Origin of the sequence: Chitinophaga chungangae, assembly GCF_017742215.1 — a bacterium.
Lineage (GTDB): Bacteria > Bacteroidota > Bacteroidia > Chitinophagales > Chitinophagaceae > Chitinophaga > Chitinophaga chungangae.
Genome location: NZ_JAGHKP010000001.1, coordinates 1,859,794 through 1,875,365, shown reverse-complemented (window position 1 = coordinate 1,875,365; position 15,572 = coordinate 1,859,794). Strand labels below are relative to the sequence as shown.

The following is a 15,572-nucleotide window of genomic DNA, read 5'->3' as shown; positions in this document are numbered from 1 at the left end:
AAGCTGAATGATGATAAAGTCAGGACCTACCGGGGCCAGAACATTCCCGGAGAAAAACATTGTTGTTGACCTTGTAGTAGCAGGCGGCGGGCTTTCCGGCGTATGCGCCGCCATCACCGCGGCCCGCCAGGGATTAAAAGTAGCGCTGGTGCAGGACAGGCCGGTGCTGGGCGGCAATGCCAGCAGCGAAGTAAGGCTATGGGTGCTGGGCGCCACATCGCATATGGGAAACAACAACCGCTGGGCGCGCGAAGGCGGCCTGGTAGACGAGATACTGGTCGAAAACACCTGCCGCAACCCCGAAGGCAACGGCGTGATCTTCGATATGATCTTGCTGGACAAAGTGAAACAGGAGCCCAACATCACGCTGTTGCTGAATACCGCCGTGTACCAGGCAGACATGCGGGACGCTTCGCTCATCCGTTCGCTGAGAGCATATTGCAGCCAGAACCAGACCGAATATGTTTTAACGGCGCCGCTGTTCATAGACGCTTCCGGCGACGGCGTGGCGGGTTTTCTTTCCGGCGCCGCTTTCAGGATGGGCGCGGAAAAGAAAGAAGAGTTCGGCGAACTGTTCGCCCCTTCCGAAGAATACGGCGAACTGCTCGGCCACAGCCTGTACTTTTACAGTAAAGACACCGGCCGCCCCGTTAAGTTCGTGCCTCCCGCCTTTGCGCTGGACGATATCACCAAAGTGCCGCGCTTCAGCAGCTTCAACGCAAAAGATCACGGCTGCAAGCTTTGGTGGATCGAATATGGCGGCCGCCTCGATACGGTGCACGATACCGAAACTATTAAATGGGAATTGTGGAAAGTAGTGTACGGCGTCTGGAATTACATCAAAAACTCCGGGAAGTTCCCCGAAGCCGAAACCCTCACCCTGGAATGGGTAGGCATGATACCCGGCAAACGCGAAAGCCGCCGGTTTGAAGGCGATTATATCATGCGCCAGCAGGACATTGTGGAGCAGCGCACTTTCGAAGACGCGGTGGCGTTCGGCGGCTGGTCTATCGACCTGCACCCGGCAGACGGCGTGTTCAGCGAAAAACCCGGCTGCAATCAATGGCACAGCAAAGGCATTTACCAGATCCCTTACCGCAGCATTTACAGCCGCAATATCCGCAACCTCTTTCTCGGCGGAAGAACTATCAGCGTATCTCACGTAGCGTACGGCTCCACCCGAGTAATGGCCACTTCCGCGCATGTTACGCAGGCCGCCGCCATGGCCGCCGTGATCTGCAAAGAAAAGGGACTGCTGCCGGCAGACATGAACGCGCATATGCCCGAGCTGCAGCAACGCCTGTTGCAAACGGGGCAATATATTCCCGGCAAACGTTTTGTTTCCCCGCAAGATCATGCCGCTTCCGCCAATATCTCCGCCAGCAGCGAGCTGGTGCTGAAAGAATTCCCGGGAAAACCGCTGCTGAAACCGCTGGATGTTTCCACCGCACAGATGGTGCCGTTGCAGAAAGGAAAAGTTCCCGCATTCATTTTTCACGCCGAATCAAACGGCGCTACCACGCTGGAAGCCGAGCTGCGCATCAGCAGCCGCAACGGCAACCATACGCCCGATGAAACGCTGGCCCGCCAAAGCATCGCCGTTCAACCCGGCCGCAACTGCATGAAACTGGAATTTGACGCGGAAATGAAAGATAACACGTACGCATTTATCATTTTCCATAAAAACCCCGCCGTGACGATGCATTTCACGGAAAAACGGGTCACCGGCATCCTGTCTGTTTTTAACACGGTGAATAAAGCGGTGTCCAATTTCGGCAAACAAACCCCGCCGGAAGACATCGGGATGGAAGCTTTCGAGTTCTGGTGCCCGCAGCGCCGCCCGGAAGGCCATAACCTCGATTTCAAAACGGCGGAAGGATTAAACGTGTTCAAAGCCGAAAACGTGCGCAACGGCCTGGAAAGACCGACCACGGAGCCGAACGCCTGGGTGGCGGATTGGCAGGACGTACAGCCGGCCCTTACATTAGAATGGAACGAACCGAAAAACATTTCATCCATAGAACTTTTCTTCGATACGGATTACGACCACCCGATGGAATCGGTGCTGATGTCTCACCCCGAATCGGTGATGCCGTTCTGCGTGCGTTCATACCGCGTGAAAGACGAAACCGGCAGGGTGCTGGCGGAGAAAAAAGACAATTATCAATCCTTCAACCGCATACAATTACAGGAACCCGCCACCACCCGGAAACTGGTGATAGAAGTGGAACACCCTTCCCCCGACGTGCCCGCGGCCATTTGCGCGGTGAGATGTTATAGCGGGAATTAAATGACTGGTCTCATAAAACAAAAAAACAGCACCCGTGCTCTTCAACACGGATGCTGTTTCATATTTCAATCAACAAACGTACGATTATCGTCCGCAATCCGCAGACCAGTTCCGGCCGTTCCTCGAGAACCCGATCACCAGTTTGTCTTTGTTGATGGTAATCAGCCCCGTACCGTCGGAACCTACGCTCACCAGCGTATTGTCGTCTTTCTGCTGGAATTCCACACCCGTAAGGTCGGGAATGCCGTCGGAGAACCTGAAGTTATATTTGGCGCCTACTTTGGTGACAAATACGCTGCCATTATCCTGGGAGATATTTTTTTCTGCATCAGTATAACCGATCTTCCCTCTGAAAGTGCCTGCGAAAACGTCCACATCGGCAGGGTCGGTATCTTTACTACACGCGGTAACAACAAAGGCAGCAAACAGCAGTACGCCTAACAGTTTAAGCATAGATTTCATAAACATCAGTTTTAGTTTTTCAATAAATATGTCCTATGCATCAGAATGCAATTAACGTACCAAAGCGGTAAAACCCTTGCTGGCAGGGAAGCTGTACAATCCTTTACCATGGCTGTTGACAGCCCACCCTTTCCATCCGGCTTTATTTCCAGCTTCGCGTGGGGAATTGGGGATTTTTTTTCTCGTTCATTCAAAAAGAAAGGGCCGCCATACGACAGCCCTTTCACAAAGTATTAAATAAATCAATCCAGCGTCGGGACGAAGTCTCCGCCCCAATCTTTGTTTTGTTTGAGACTAGGGTTCCTGTCCAGTACATCTTTTTGTATCGGGAAGAAATAATACGTATTCGGCACGGTGTTCACTTTCACGCCTGAACGCGGCACCTGGTGCAGCACATAGCGGAAATCCTCTTCGGTGAGCACATTGATGTTCGCCCTGTTGCGCGCGGTGTCTAAGGGCATTTTGGAACCGTCTGTGTATATGGGAATGGCTTCCACGCCGGATTTTGTGGAATTGTCCAGCCGGTCGAGCATACGCAGGCGGCGCAGGTCCCAGAAACGGTGGCCTTCAAAACACAGCTCGATGCTTCTTTCATACAGAATGGCTTCACGCATGGCCGCACGGTCTGCCGCCACGATGCCGTAATTGCCGTCTGCGCCGGGCTCAATGCCCGCACGTTGACGGATCTGTTTGAGAATGTCTAGCGCTTCGGCCATTCTGCCGGTTTCGTTGGCGGTTTCCGCATAGTTGAGCATCACTTCCGCGAAACGCATGTACACGAAATCTACGTCGTATTGCAGCACCTGCGCCTGCGTAAGCCGCAGGAGACTGTTTTTCAGGATAAAGAAGCCCGAATAACGGTCCAGGTTAGTGGAATTGGTCTTTGCGTCGGGGTTGGTGCCGAAGTCGTCCGCCACGTCTGCAATACCCAAAGAAGTATACAGGCGTTTGCCGGCCTTGCCGCTTACGGGATACAGCTTCCCGCTCCACACGATCGATTTGTTGAAACGCGGGTCGCGGTTCTCCCAGTAGCTTTGCAGGAACTGCTCGTCGGTTTTGTAATACGGGCTGGTGGCGTCGTTGTAACGTTTGCCGTCTTTCATCGGGAACATCTTCACCATTTCCCAGGTAGGCACGGCGGAAGCCGGGCCGCGGCTTTCGGAACCGGGGCGTACGCCATTGTCCCACGCGGCTACCTTGCTCGGGTATTGATTGATCACGGGGAATACCGTTTCAGGGCCTTTTTCAACGAGCGCGATGTCACTGTAATTGTCCACCAGGCGGAAACCTCTAGCTTTCAGATCGTCGTATGCTTTTTTGTTGGCAGTGTACGCCGCTTCCCAGTCGGCATTTCCCCAGGGATTGCTGGAGTGGAATTGCGGAGAAGCTTTGTACAGCAGCACCTTCGCTTTAAAAGCTAATGCAAACGAACCGTCGATGCGGCCGTATTCGGCGGACGCAGGCAGGATATGCTCCGGCAGCAGCGCGATGGCGTCGTCTAGGTCTTTGATGATAAAATCGAAACACTCGGCGGTGCTGTTGCGGGGAACGTACAGATCGTCCGCATCCTTATCCTGCGGCACTTTAACGTACGGCACGCCGCCGTGGTATTTCACCATGTTGAAGTAAAGGAACGCCCGCAGGAACAGCGCCTGCCCGGTGATGCCTTTCCTGGCGGCTTCGCTGATCTTGCCTTTACCCACGTCTACCAGCGCCTGGTTGATGAGGCGGATGCGCGTATAATCCCAAAGCTTGAAGTTGCCGTTAGTAATGGTGATGTAATCCTTTGGCAGCGCAATACCGATCACCTGTTCAGAAAACCGGTCTTCGGAGGCGCTCCAGTTGCCGAAAAGCGAATACAGGTTGGCAAGATAGGCGTTAGCGAGATTTTCGTCGTTCCACACCTGGTCTGGGTCGTAGTTATTGATATCTTCTATGTTGAGCACTTTTTTGCAGGATGCGAACATGCCGGCAAACAGTGCGAGGACGATGATTATTTTTTTCATGATCGTGCTTTTTTAGAACTTAATATCTGCGCCGAAGGTGAACGCTTTCATCACGGGATACGAATCGTAGTTTTTCTGCTCCGGGTCATGGAATTCTTTCATGGCGGAGAAAGCGAACAGGTTGGTGCCATTGAAATATAACTGCGCGCTGCTCAGGCCGATCCTGTCCATCCAGCTTTTAGGCAGGTTATATCCCAGGTTCAGCATTTTCATGCGGAAATAGGCGCCGTTCCTGATCCAGAAAGAAGATGCCGCGGCGCCCGCTTCCGCCCAGCCGCTCTGGCCCACCGGGCGCGGGTATTTGCCATCCGGTGTTTCGGGCGTGTACACGTCGCCGGCCCAGATCGGGTAATACGGTCGTACATTGGAGCCGTGCTGGCGCATACCGGCGCCTTCCTGGTTGCTGATGATGCGGTCGTAAGACGTTACACCCTGGAAAAAGGTCTGCAATGCCCAGTTTTTCCACGACACGTTGATGCCCATACCGAAGTTGATGCGGGGCGTGGCGTTGGTGGAAAGCAGTTGCACGTCGTTGGCGTCGATCTTGCCATCCGCGCCGGGCGCGTAACCATCGCCGCGCACGTCTTCGTACAGCAGCGCGCCGAGGTAGGGCTTGCGGCCGAACTGCGTGAAGTTTTTAGACAGCAGCGCGTCCAGCTCTTCCTGCGTGCGGATAATGCCGAGCGATTTGTAACCGATGATCCTGTTTTCAGGACGGCCTACCCGCGATTCGAAGTTGCGGAGACCACCGGCGCCGAAGGCGGCGATCTCATCGTAAATATCCCAGCGGTCTTTGGTGTAACCGACATTTCCCGTAATGGAATAATTGATCTTATTCCCCGCCGCGCGGTCGCGCCATTCGAGCGTAAGCTCCGCGCCTCTCCAGGAGCGGGCGGCGTAGTTTTCCGGCGCCAGTTCTATGCCGTAGTTGTCCGGCAGTTTTACTTCGCGGGAGCCAAGGATATCGGTCTCTTTACGGACAAAAACGTCGACCGTACCGTTCAGCCTGCTTTTCAGGATGGAGAAGTCGAGGCCGGCGTTATACGTTGTGGAGGTAGCCCAGGTGAGCTCAGGGTTTGGCGTGGCGCCGGGACGTATCGTGTTGTAAAGGCGGTCGCCAAACATGTACGAGCCTGCGTTCACGAAGTATTTTCGGTAAGAGAACGGCGCAATGCGCTGGTTGGCTACGTTCAGGTCGTTACCCGTGGTACCGTACGACGCGCGCAGTTTCAGTTCGTCGAAAAAGCTGGTAGCATTGCGGAAAAAGTCTTCTTCAGAAATACGCCATGCGGCGGACACGGAGGGGAAAAAGCCCCAGCGTTTGTGAGGCGGGAACAGCGTGTTGCCGTCGTAACGGAACGAAAACTCGGCGATATAACGGCTGTCGTAGTTATAGTTCACACGGCCGATCCACGACTGCCGAGCCCCTACTTCTTCCCAACCGCTTGCGTCACGGAACTGGCGGTCTGAGGAATAAGCGAACATCTGGTCGAAGTTCTCGAGGGGAACCGGGTTCTCTGCGCGTGAAACCGCGCCATAGCCGCCGTTTTCCGCCTGCTCGAACACGACGAGCGCGTCTACGGCGTGTTTATTGAATGTACGGTTATAGTTCAGGAACCAGTTCAGCTGGTAACTCCACAAGGTGGAGATACCGTAGTCCATAAACGGCTGGTTCTGGCTGAAAGTAAAGATGGATACCTTGTTCGGGTCCGGCGGGCCGGGAACGAAACGGTTGCCGGCGGGATCAGCGGGTATAAAAGAATAGGCTTTCATGTAGGTCAGGAAACGTTTGCGCATGTAATCCTGCCCGATATAGTTGCCCACCACCTTGGTGGTCAGGCCTTTCACGAATTTATCCAGGCTGATGTCGATCCCCAGGATCGTGCTCAGCTGGCGTTTGCGCAGGTTGATGTAGCGGTTGCCCGTCACCTGGTCCACCACGTTCCACGCCTGGAAAGAGCCCATCACCGGCTGTACGGGATATGGCGTAACATAATCCGCCGGCTGACCGTCTTCCGTCAGAAAAAACGGGAATGTCTTGGGCCAGTTGAAGGTTACCCGGTAAAGGTCGGCCACATCGTATTCGTCGTCGTTTTCCGTTCCACCGAAAGGCCAGAAGAAACGGTCCTGGTTTTCCTGGAACGCGGAAACGTTCAGGTTCACCTTGATCGCTTCGGATATTTTGGCAGTTACGTTGGAGCGGAGGTTTACCTTTTTATGTTCCAGGTTTTTGTAAGAGCCTTCTTCACCGCGGTAACTGAGCATGGAATAGTAGGTGATGCGATCCGTTCCGCCGGCTACGCTCAGCGAGTGGCGCATGCTCCAGGGATTTTGCCAGATGAAGTCGTTTGCGTTGTAGCTTTTGTCTTTGAAGTAATCGAACTCGGCCTGGCCATTGGGCAATGCAATGCCCTGGAAGGCCGCCACGCGGTTCTGGTAAATCAGTTCGTCCACGGCGGTGGTCTTGTCTGAATGCAGCTTCATCGTGGGCCGGTTGGTGGTGTAGTTGGTCTGGAAGTTGAAGACCGGTTTCTGGCTGGTTCCTTTTTTGGTGGTAACGAGCACTACGCCGTTGCCCGCACGGGAACCGTAGATGGAAGCGGTGGCCGCGTCTTTGAGGAAGCTCATCTGGTCTACTTCCGCGGCTTCCAGTGCGTCGAACGCTTCTTTGTCGCGCACGATGCCGTCTATTACAAACAGCGGGTCGCCGAATGCGCCGCGGATGCGGATGCTGGACGAAGCGCCCGCAAGACCGGAAGTGTTGGTCACGTTTACGCCCGGCGCGCGGCCGGCGAGCGCATTGGAAAGGTTGGACGGTGCAAGGTTGACGAGCTCCCCGGCGTTAACGGGCGTTACCGCGCCGGTAAGGTTCACCTTTTTCTGCGTACCATAACCAACCACCACCAGTTCGTTAAGTCCCTTCGCGGAAACGGTCAGCACCACGTCTACACGCGTTTGCGCGCCAACGGCAATCTCCTGCGTGTTGTACCCCACGAAGCGGAACACCAGCACCGCACCGGTATCGGGAACGCTGAGGCTGTATTCGCCGTTGGGATTGGTAACAGTGCCGGAGCTGGTGCCTTTCAGGGCGATGCTAACGCCGGGCAGGCCGGCTCCGGTGCCGTCGGTCACCTTGCCGGAGATCTTTTTATCGTAAGCCGCCGCATCTGTTCCCGCGGAAGCGAAAAGCCCCGTCAGCAACAATAATACGGTCAAAAGGCTACGAAATTCCCAAGCCCGGCGGGCAAGCCGAGAGCGGCCCGAAGGCTGCGTTTTTTTTGGTCGAATGAGTAGCATAAGAAAAGGTTTGTGTTAGGAAAAGAAAATAGAAAGTCAATCAGATACACCGCAGGCATATCCGGGAAGATTTAGTTCAATAAAAAAATTATTTGGGCACGCACTAAAAGCACAACTCCAAAATGGGCAAAATAATTCAGTTGATTCTTCAGATAGATACTAACTCATGGTTTTTACAATAAAATGTACGCATAACTGTTTACGGGGGAGCCAAACATCGACATGGATCAACAACTCTCCGGCCTTCCGGCCATGGTCTCCAATTTAGATTCTTCAAACATCCGGTCATACAACCTTCGGCTATAAAAATAGTATTCTTATCTGTAAATACAATGCCGCATGTATTATGTTTTTACGGCAACGCCCGTGTTTACGCGATGATATAAACAAAGCACGCAAACATAATGGATATACAAACCTGCACGTTGTATATCAGCAGCAATAACACAACTGCCGTTGCAATAACATCTTAAAAAAGCCTGAATAACATTCATCAATTAAAAGAAAAAGTTCCGGAAGCATTTATCAATTAAAATAAAAAGTCTTCCGGTGTAAAAACTCATTCAACAAATATTTTTATCGAAAAACTAAATTTATTTATCGTTTTTCAATAAATATTTATCTATATTTGCTGTATAAAACCTTGAACATGGAAACTGGGATCAAACACAGCACGCGCACGGGAACAATACTCCGCGTCATGTATTTTCTTTCCTGGATCGCGTTTATCGGCATGGCGATCAAAACCGGCTCGCTGATAATCGCCTGGCTGGTAAGCTGGCAGCATCCCGAAGCGGCCCAAAACCTCTATGCAGGGCTGGACCTGCACGGGCTCAGGGAAGCGGACTTTACCCTATACACGATGTCGCTTTCCTTTCTCGTGGCGCTGAATGGTTTGAAGGCCACCGTATTATATGTTCTTATCAACCTGCTGTCGAAAGTGAACCTCAGTTCTCCTTTTAAGATAGAAATAGCAAAGCTTACTGAAAAGATCAGCTTTATACTGCTGAGCACCTGGATCGTCGCGATGCTTAACAACGCGTTCGCGCAATGGGCGGAGCGCAGGGTCAGCGTTCCGGTGGAACAATGGTCCACCGACGAATATTTCTTTATTACCGGCCTGGTGTTCATCATCGCGCAGATCTTCAAACGCGGCGCCGAACTGCAATCCGAAAACGAACTAACCGTATAACACATGCCGATCATCGTAAACCTGGACGTCATGATGGCCAAACGGAAAATGTCGCTGAACGAACTTTCGGAAAAGGTCGGCCTCACACTGGCAAACCTTTCCATCCTCAAAACGGGCAAAGCGAAAGCGATCCGTTTCAGCACGCTGGAAGCCATCTGCCAGGCGCTGGACTGCCAGCCCGGCGATATACTTGAGTATACGGACGAATGAAATATTTAACCTTATAATTTCATCAAAATGGAAACTTATCTCCCCTTCCTTTTTTGGCTGGTCGCCAGTAAAGTATTCATTATCCTCCTGCTCATGCTGGTCCTGTAGTTTTCCCTCAAAAAATTATTTATCTTTTCCGTTATGACCACACCCCAACAATTAGCCAAACATCTCCGGGAATTACATACCGGGAATAATGTCGCCGGTGTAAATCTCCGCGACGCGCTGGCGGGCGTAACGCTGCGGCAGGCCATCGAAAAGGTGCACGGACTGAACAGCATCGCCATGCTGGTTTTTCATGTCAATTATTATGTAAACGTGGTACTGAAAGTAATGCAGGGCAAACCGCTGGACGCGCACGACAAATACAGCTTCGGCCTCGGGCCGTTGGAAACGGAAGAAGCATGGCAGCAGCTGGTGAACAAAGCCTTCAGCGAAGCGGAACAGCTGGCAGGATTAATTGAACAAATGAGCGAAACGCAGCTGCAGGAAGATTTTGCATCCGGGAAATACGGCAATAATTTCAGGAATTTGTTGGGGCAGGTGGAGCATACATATTATCACCTGGGACAGATCTCCCTGATCAAAAAGATGGTGCAGCAGCCCTGAAACACCCGTTATTCCTTTCTTTCATCCCCGCGGGTTTGTACGGGCGGATAAAAATTCGATGTTCCGGGTCAGGTGTTGGGCCAGCCTTCTTTCTCCAGTTCGGGATTGATGATCTTTTCTTCGAAGTTGAGCCAGATGCGCTGGTCGGTGCGGCAGTCGTAGGTGCGGCAAACCATCGGCCGGTTGTTGTAAATCGAACATTTGCAGCCGTGTTCTTTGTCCATATGCGTGCAGTAGCCGCTTTCGTCGTGCGCGATGCTGTAGGGGCGGTAATAGTCCCATTTCACGATGCCTTCGTCGAGGTCCTGTACGGAAAGCGGGAACCACAGCTTGCAGCAGGCGGCCTTGCAGAGGTGTATCCTGTTTTCGCAGTCGATGGCGGCGGTTTCCTGCTGCGTGTATTTGTCCGGCGTATCCACGAGCTGCACGGTGGCGCCTTTATTTTCTTTTTCGGTGAAATATTTGCTTACTTCCTTTTTTCTTTCCTCCACTTCGTGAAGGCGCACCAATCCCTTGCTGATCATCACTTCGAGCAGCGAATGCAGTAACACCTGGTTTTCCTGCAGCTGCTGCTGGTTTTTGAAGCCGAGCATGTCTGCAAACTTCAACCCGCGGGCGAGTTTTTCTTCGAGCTTATCCAGCTCACCGTTGCCTGTTTCCATATGAGGGATTTTTTGGGGTTATATCTTGAACTTATCCTTTTTACCGGATTTTTTAGGCAGGCCGGCGTCGATGTTCGCGTCCCACCAGGCTTGTGCGGCCACGTTTACGCTGTGCTTGGTTTCTTTGTCGTAGTTCGTCTGGAAAGTGCCCAGCGTTTTTTTGATATCGCTCATTTTTTTTGTGAGCTTCCCGCGCTGCAACTTCAGTTCCTTTTCCGCCGCTTTCATAGCCTTGCCCTGCCCGCAGGCTTCCACTTCTTTCACGGGGAAAGCCGTAGCCATGGACTGCAGATCGGTGGTGATCTTTTTGGCGATCTCGTCGGTGATGTCGAAATGCCGCTGCTCATGGTTCAGCAGCGAGGTGCTGGAATCTTCCAGTACAGTATCCATCAGCTGCTGCCGGAAAGTGGTGGCGCAGTCGGACAGCTGGCTGGCGTCCGCCGATACGTCGTTATGGTTCTTGTAGGAATATGTAACGGTACTCATGGAATCGGCCACACAGGCGGGTTTCAGCACGCTCTTGCATTCCGAAGCGCTGGTGGCGGATTCGCCGCTTGCGAGATCGTAAGAAGAGATGCCGCCTTTTTTGAACGCTTTTTCGCAGGCTTTCACCATTTTGTCGCAGCTCGCCCCGGCGGATTTGGCGGCCTTGTTGAAATTTTTCTCACAGCCGGGCACGAACGAATCCGCATGCGTAGCTCTCGCCACCGGATCGAACAGCCATTTTTTGGCCCAGGATTTTTCCTGCCACATAAACGATTTCACATCCAGCTTGGTGACGTCAGCCGGCTCGATGTTCACTTTGTAAGCCTTGTATCTTTCGGGATGTTCGGCGGCTTTTTTGTCTTTGGACATGCCTTTTTCGCAGTCGACCGTTTTTTTGCCGGCCTGCACAGTGGTGCCTCCGGTTTCTTCTTCCGTGAGGGTTTTGAAGGGGTAGGCAGACATATCGAAATCCGCGATGGCGGAGTAGGTCATGGCGTCGTAATGCGGCGATTTGGGCACTTTACCGGTGAAATCGGCCCAGGTAAGCGTGCCATGATCGATCTTCGCGCGCTGGATGGCGCGCGCGGCGCCGGGAAAGCCGATGCCGTATTGTTTGCCGTAACCCGGTACCATTTCGTTGGAAGTTTTGCAGCGTATGTTGCTTTTCCCCTGCTGCACTACGTGGGTAAGCTCATGCGCGAGCAGGTGTTTGCCCGTGTCTGTCGAAGGATTGTAATGCCCTTCGTTGAAATAAATATCGCTGCCGTGGGTGAAGGCTTTCGCCTGGATCTGCCGGCTCATGTCCGCCGCGTCGCTGCCGGCGTGAATATTGACGTTGGAGAAGTCCGCCCCGAAAGCATTTTCCATGAACTGCCTCGTACCGGCCGGCATGGGCGCGCCATGGCCCTGGCTGGCGCTGAGTTTGGCGGCAAGCCGCGGGGAGATCTGCCCGCCGTCGCCCGTGGCTTTGCGCTGCACCTGTTTTTCCTCCTCTTCGCAATGGGCGCATTTGCGCTGAACGGAAGCACCGGCATCACCGGTTATATCCGGCGCCGCGGCTTTCCGCATCACCTGGTCGGCCATGGCATCAGCTTCCTGTTCCAGGGCATCGCCGGGCTCGTTCACGGTGAGTTTTGCCTGTACGGGCGGCTGGCTTCCGAAGAAGGGCGCCTGCAAATGCGGTTTGTCGCGCTGGTTAGGTGTTTTAGGCGTTAATGGGCTCATGTGGTTCCGGAAAGATCAAGGGACTGCGGGGTTGTGTTCGGGGTGCTCTCTTTTGTTGCTGCGCGGGGCTGGACGGCTATTCCTGTCAGTAGGTCCTCACCAAATATAACGTAAAACGGGGAATAAACAATGGAAAGCCCTGCGGCCGTTATTCATAAGATCACATCTCCAAATAATTTTCCGCAAGCAAACACTTGCGCATATATTTGCTGTCAAATGCTTGCGTAATCATGGAATCAAGAAGAGACGTTTTCCAGGCCATCGCCGACCCTACCCGGCGGCAGATCATCGAAATGCTCGCGAAAAGATCGCTGAACCTGAACGAGATCGCCGATAATTTCGACGTAACACGGCAGGCCGTGTCGCTGCACGTAAAGATCCTCACCGAATGCGGACTGGTGACCATCAAAAAACAGGGACGGGAAAGATTTTGCGAAGCAAAGCTCGACCAACTTGGTGAAGTGGCGGACTGGGCCGTGGAGTGCAGGAAATTCTGGATGGAGAAATTCAGTTCGCTGGACAAATACCTCACCAAAGTACAGGCCGCTAAAAAAACGAAAAAATGACTACGCAACCCAACGCCTTCACCCTGTCTTACGAGTTCAACGCGCCGCGTCAACTGGTATTCGAAGCTTTCAGCAACGCCGAAGCGCTCAACGAATGGTGGGGACCGGCAGAAACACGCAACACCGTGATCAGTCTCGATTTCAGGCCGGGCGGCATTTTCCATTTCAAAATGGATTACAACGGTTCGGTTACCTATGGCCGCTTTTTGTTCCGCACCATCCGCCCTCACTACCTGCTGGAATTTACCAACGCTTTTGCCGACGAAAATGCGCGTCGTAAAAGCCCCGTTCGACGTGCAGTTGCCGCAGGAAATTTTTTACAGTCTCACCTTCGGGGAAAACAACGGCAAAACGCTGCTCACGCTTACCGGCAGGCCCGAAACAGGCTCAGATGCGGAGATCGCCGGGTTCAACTCGATCAATAAGGATATGCAGAACGGCTTCGCCAAAACTTTCGATAAACTCGCGGAATACCTCGCACGGTAAATTTTCTATTTTCTTCCCACCACCGGGAATTGCGACACACGCAGCTTCGTGCAGCCATAGGGCACCAGTACCACCTCTTCTTCCGCGCCCGGCGCGATGTTGTTCATCATCGCATAAGGCATCGGGCCGGCCATTTCGTTGTACAGCTGCCAGGAAGGCACGCGTTTCGCTTTTGTTTTGATCACAAGCGGCGCGTTATTCAGCGTCCATGGGTAAACGGATGTTTTACCGGTTTTTTCCACGATAAAATTTTCCTGCATTTTATTGGCGTTCATGTCGAACAGGCCGTAGTTCCACGGAGTGGAAGGATGTACTTCGTAATAAAAATCGCCATATACAGCCGGGTCTTTTTCGTTCACCACTTTTTTTAATTCCTCCCCGATCTTCAGCGCGTAAGTAAGCGGCCCGCGCTCGATGGAAATTGAATTTTCGTACCAGCGTTCCTTAAAAATGTGCATCGGCAGCGTCAGCTCCACCACATCGCCGTTTTTCCATTCCCGCCCGATCTCCGCCACCTGGCCGCCGGCAGGGCTTTGCACGGTTTCGCCGTTGACCTTTATTGCTGCTTTTTTGCACCACGATGGTATGCGCAGGTGAAAGGGAAACGACAGCGGTTTGCCATCCATTTTCAGCGTAAAACGCACCGTTTCTTCGAAGGGATAACCGGTCTCTTCCACGAACGTTACCTCGCGGCCGCCGCCCACGTATGCTTTCACTTCGCTGGGCGCGTACACCAGTGCGGCGAGGCCGCCCGCTGCCGTGGCGTACCACAGGTTCTGCGTGAATTTCGGCCAGCCTTGGTGCATGTTGGAGGTACAGCAGGGGTAGCCGGACAATAACCCGTAACACACGTCGGTTTCGGTATGGTTCTGATCGAAGTTCCGGATGTGGCGGCTCACCATCACCTGGTTGGCCTGCTGGAAATATTGCCGCGTCATGTAATCTTCGGTGGTTTGCGTGGGCAGGGCGTTGAACGCCACTTTTTCAAGATGGTCCGCATAACCCACATCACCCGTGATCTCCAGCGCATTTTCCAGCGTGAACATCATTTCCACCGCGCTGCATAATTCGGAGCCCTGCGTGGGATTGTTGCCGTGGAGGGCCTCATCGCCGCCGTACAGCCCATGCGCCATGCCGTTGTATTTGCGCAGGTCTTCAAATCCTTTTTTCCCGGCTTCGAGGTATTTCGGCTCGGGATGATGCTGGTAATAAATGAAAGGTGTTTTCATGCCCTGCGCGAGGTTCACGCAGTGAATGCTCCCGGGCGTGGCCAGCAGGCTGGTATGAAGGAAAGCGTTGGTATAATCGAACGTTTGTTTGTAAAGGAGGTCGCCCAGCTCGAGCAAAAACGGGTCGCCGGTGATGTTATAGAGCCAGTAAACCGTCATCAGGTTGTCCCCGCCGCGGTAACGCGCCCAGAAAGTCCAGTGGTCGAGCGGCTTTTGAGGAAGCTCTTTTAATTGATAACGGAAATAATTCGTCATCAGCGAGATCACCCTTTTGTCGCCGGTGGCGGAATAATATTGCTGCAGCACTTTCAGCATCACCATTTTCGGCCACCAGTCGCGGCTGTTGTCGCGCTGAATGCCCGGCTCGTATTCATAATCTTTCGACGGCCCGAAATAACCGTCCGGTTGCTGGCTGTTGATGGCCCATTCCACCCAGGGTTTTGTTTTGGCGATCAGCTCTTTGTCGTTGAGGATGTATGCCAGCGGCAGCAACCCGTCGATCCAGTACGGCCCTCTCTCCCATTGGTCGCCGTCTCCGCCGAGCCAGCCGTTGCGGTGGTTCATCACGATGGGATACAATTTGTCAAGGTTGCCGGTGGCGCCGTTCTTCTGGCGCACGAGCATTTCTTTCAGCCAGCCCCGCGGCCTGATGGCGCCCAGCGGCAATTGTATATAAGGGTTCTGCCGGAGCGGCGCGCGGCTCAGCGTATAACAGGCAGCGTGACGGGTTTCTTTTTTCACCTGGCCTGTGGCATTTAAGGTTGCAGCCAGTGCGATCAATAAGATGGAACTTTTATGGAGGAATGGGTTCATAACAAAAGCCGTGCAAACGTGATATAATATAATCCGGATT

Annotated in this window: 12 protein-coding genes and 1 pseudogene; 7 read left to right on the top strand and 6 right to left on the bottom strand. The window is 53.2% G+C overall.

The features are described 5' to 3' along the window. Positions 1 to 7: 7 nt before the first annotated feature. Positions 8 to 2,290 (top strand): FAD-dependent oxidoreductase, encoded by a 2,283-nt coding sequence (locus J7I43_RS08000; protein WP_209145026.1) that lies wholly within the window; start codon positions 8 to 10, stop codon positions 2,288 to 2,290. Positions 2,291 to 2,374: 84 nt separating this feature from the next. Here the strand turns inward: J7I43_RS08000 and J7I43_RS07995 are convergent, their stop codons facing one another. The 3 genes from J7I43_RS07995 to J7I43_RS07985 form a co-directional block, all read right to left on the bottom strand. After that, complete coding sequence (locus tag J7I43_RS07995; RefSeq protein WP_209145024.1) at positions 2,375 to 2,752, bottom strand: hypothetical protein; 378 nt, start codon at positions 2,750 to 2,752, stop codon at positions 2,375 to 2,377. A 242-nt stretch (positions 2,753 to 2,994) separates the two neighbouring features. After that, complete coding sequence (locus tag J7I43_RS07990; protein WP_209145022.1) at positions 2,995 to 4,758, bottom strand: RagB/SusD family nutrient uptake outer membrane protein; 1,764 nt, start codon at positions 4,756 to 4,758, stop codon at positions 2,995 to 2,997. Positions 4,759 to 4,770: 12 nt separating this feature from the next. Beyond that, positions 4,771 to 7,974: a SusC/RagA family TonB-linked outer membrane protein gene (locus J7I43_RS07985; RefSeq protein WP_209145020.1), complete on the bottom strand. Its 3,204-nt coding sequence runs from the start codon at positions 7,972 to 7,974 to the stop codon at positions 4,771 to 4,773. Positions 7,975 to 8,704: 730 nt separating this feature from the next. Between J7I43_RS07985 and J7I43_RS07980 the strand changes: the two genes are divergently transcribed. The 3 genes from J7I43_RS07980 to J7I43_RS07970 all read left to right on the top strand — a co-directional run bounded on the left by J7I43_RS07980 (position 8,705) and on the right by J7I43_RS07970 (position 10,066). After that, on the top strand, positions 8,705 to 9,247 hold the full coding sequence (locus J7I43_RS07980) for a DUF2975 domain-containing protein (RefSeq protein ID WP_209145018.1): 543 nt from the start codon (positions 8,705 to 8,707) through the stop codon (positions 9,245 to 9,247). Positions 9,248 to 9,250: 3 nt separating this feature from the next. Then, positions 9,251 to 9,457 (top strand): helix-turn-helix domain-containing protein, encoded by a 207-nt coding sequence (locus J7I43_RS07975; protein ID WP_209145016.1) that lies wholly within the window; start codon positions 9,251 to 9,253, stop codon positions 9,455 to 9,457. A gap of 141 nt (positions 9,458 to 9,598) precedes the next feature. Next, the gene (locus J7I43_RS07970; RefSeq protein WP_209145014.1) at positions 9,599 to 10,066 is read left to right on the top strand and encodes a DinB family protein; all 468 of its coding nucleotides are present in this window, start codon (positions 9,599 to 9,601) and stop codon (positions 10,064 to 10,066) included. Between the two features lie 68 nt (positions 10,067 to 10,134). Here J7I43_RS07970 and J7I43_RS07965 read toward each other — a convergent pair whose 3' ends face one another. Together J7I43_RS07965 and J7I43_RS07960 are read right to left on the bottom strand one after the other, a co-directional pair. Further along, positions 10,135 to 10,728: a YkgJ family cysteine cluster protein gene (locus J7I43_RS07965; RefSeq protein WP_209145012.1), complete on the bottom strand. Its 594-nt coding sequence runs from the start codon at positions 10,726 to 10,728 to the stop codon at positions 10,135 to 10,137. An 18-nt stretch (positions 10,729 to 10,746) separates the two neighbouring features. Continuing rightward, positions 10,747 to 12,438 (bottom strand): eCIS core domain-containing protein, encoded by a 1,692-nt coding sequence (locus J7I43_RS07960; protein WP_209145010.1) that lies wholly within the window; start codon positions 12,436 to 12,438, stop codon positions 10,747 to 10,749. 230 nt (positions 12,439 to 12,668) lie between these two features. On the opposite strand from J7I43_RS07960, the gene J7I43_RS07955 reads away from it, so the two are divergent. The 3 genes and pseudogenes from J7I43_RS07955 to J7I43_RS24700 all read left to right on the top strand — a co-directional run bounded on the left by J7I43_RS07955 (position 12,669) and on the right by J7I43_RS24700 (position 13,490). Next, positions 12,669 to 13,004, top strand: coding sequence for an ArsR/SmtB family transcription factor (locus tag J7I43_RS07955; protein WP_209145008.1), 336 nt, complete (start codon positions 12,669 to 12,671; stop codon positions 13,002 to 13,004). Further along, positions 13,001 to 13,219, top strand: a pseudogene (locus J7I43_RS24995) (SRPBCC family protein); the annotation flags it as partial. The gene J7I43_RS07955 and the pseudogene J7I43_RS24995, both read left to right, overlap by 4 nt. A 40-nt stretch (positions 13,220 to 13,259) precedes the next feature. After that, complete coding sequence (locus J7I43_RS24700; protein ID WP_236023304.1) at positions 13,260 to 13,490, top strand: SRPBCC domain-containing protein; 231 nt, start codon at positions 13,260 to 13,262, stop codon at positions 13,488 to 13,490. Positions 13,491 to 13,495: 5 nt separating this feature from the next. On the opposite strand, the gene J7I43_RS07945 is transcribed toward J7I43_RS24700, so the two are convergent. Next, entirely contained in the window at positions 13,496 to 15,532 is a 2,037-nt protein-coding gene (locus J7I43_RS07945; protein WP_209145004.1) for a beta-L-arabinofuranosidase domain-containing protein, read from the bottom strand. Positions 15,533 to 15,572 lie beyond the last annotated feature (40 nt).

Bases quoted from the DNA above. Each gene is read 5' to 3' on its own strand.
- J7I43_RS08000 (WP_209145026.1), top strand. From the start codon at position 8: ATGATGATAAAGTCAGGACCTACCGGGGCCAGAACATTCCCGGAGAAA.
- J7I43_RS07995 (WP_209145024.1), bottom strand. From the start codon at position 2,752: ATGAAATCTATGCTTAAACTGTTAGGCGTACTGCTGTTTGCTGCCTTT.
- J7I43_RS07990 (WP_209145022.1), bottom strand. From the start codon at position 4,758: ATGAAAAAAATAATCATCGTCCTCGCACTGTTTGCCGGCATGTTCGCA.
- J7I43_RS07980 (WP_209145018.1), top strand. From the start codon at position 8,705: ATGGAAACTGGGATCAAACACAGCACGCGCACGGGAACAATACTCCGC.
- J7I43_RS07975 (WP_209145016.1), top strand. From the start codon at position 9,251: ATGCCGATCATCGTAAACCTGGACGTCATGATGGCCAAACGGAAAATG.
- J7I43_RS07970 (WP_209145014.1), top strand. From the start codon at position 9,599: ATGACCACACCCCAACAATTAGCCAAACATCTCCGGGAATTACATACC.
- J7I43_RS07965 (WP_209145012.1), bottom strand. From the start codon at position 10,728: ATGGAAACAGGCAACGGTGAGCTGGATAAGCTCGAAGAAAAACTCGCC.
- J7I43_RS07960 (WP_209145010.1), bottom strand. From the start codon at position 12,438: ATGAGCCCATTAACGCCTAAAACACCTAACCAGCGCGACAAACCGCAT.
- J7I43_RS07955 (WP_209145008.1), top strand. From the start codon at position 12,669: ATGGAATCAAGAAGAGACGTTTTCCAGGCCATCGCCGACCCTACCCGG.
- J7I43_RS07945 (WP_209145004.1), bottom strand. From the start codon at position 15,532: ATGAACCCATTCCTCCATAAAAGTTCCATCTTATTGATCGCACTGGCT.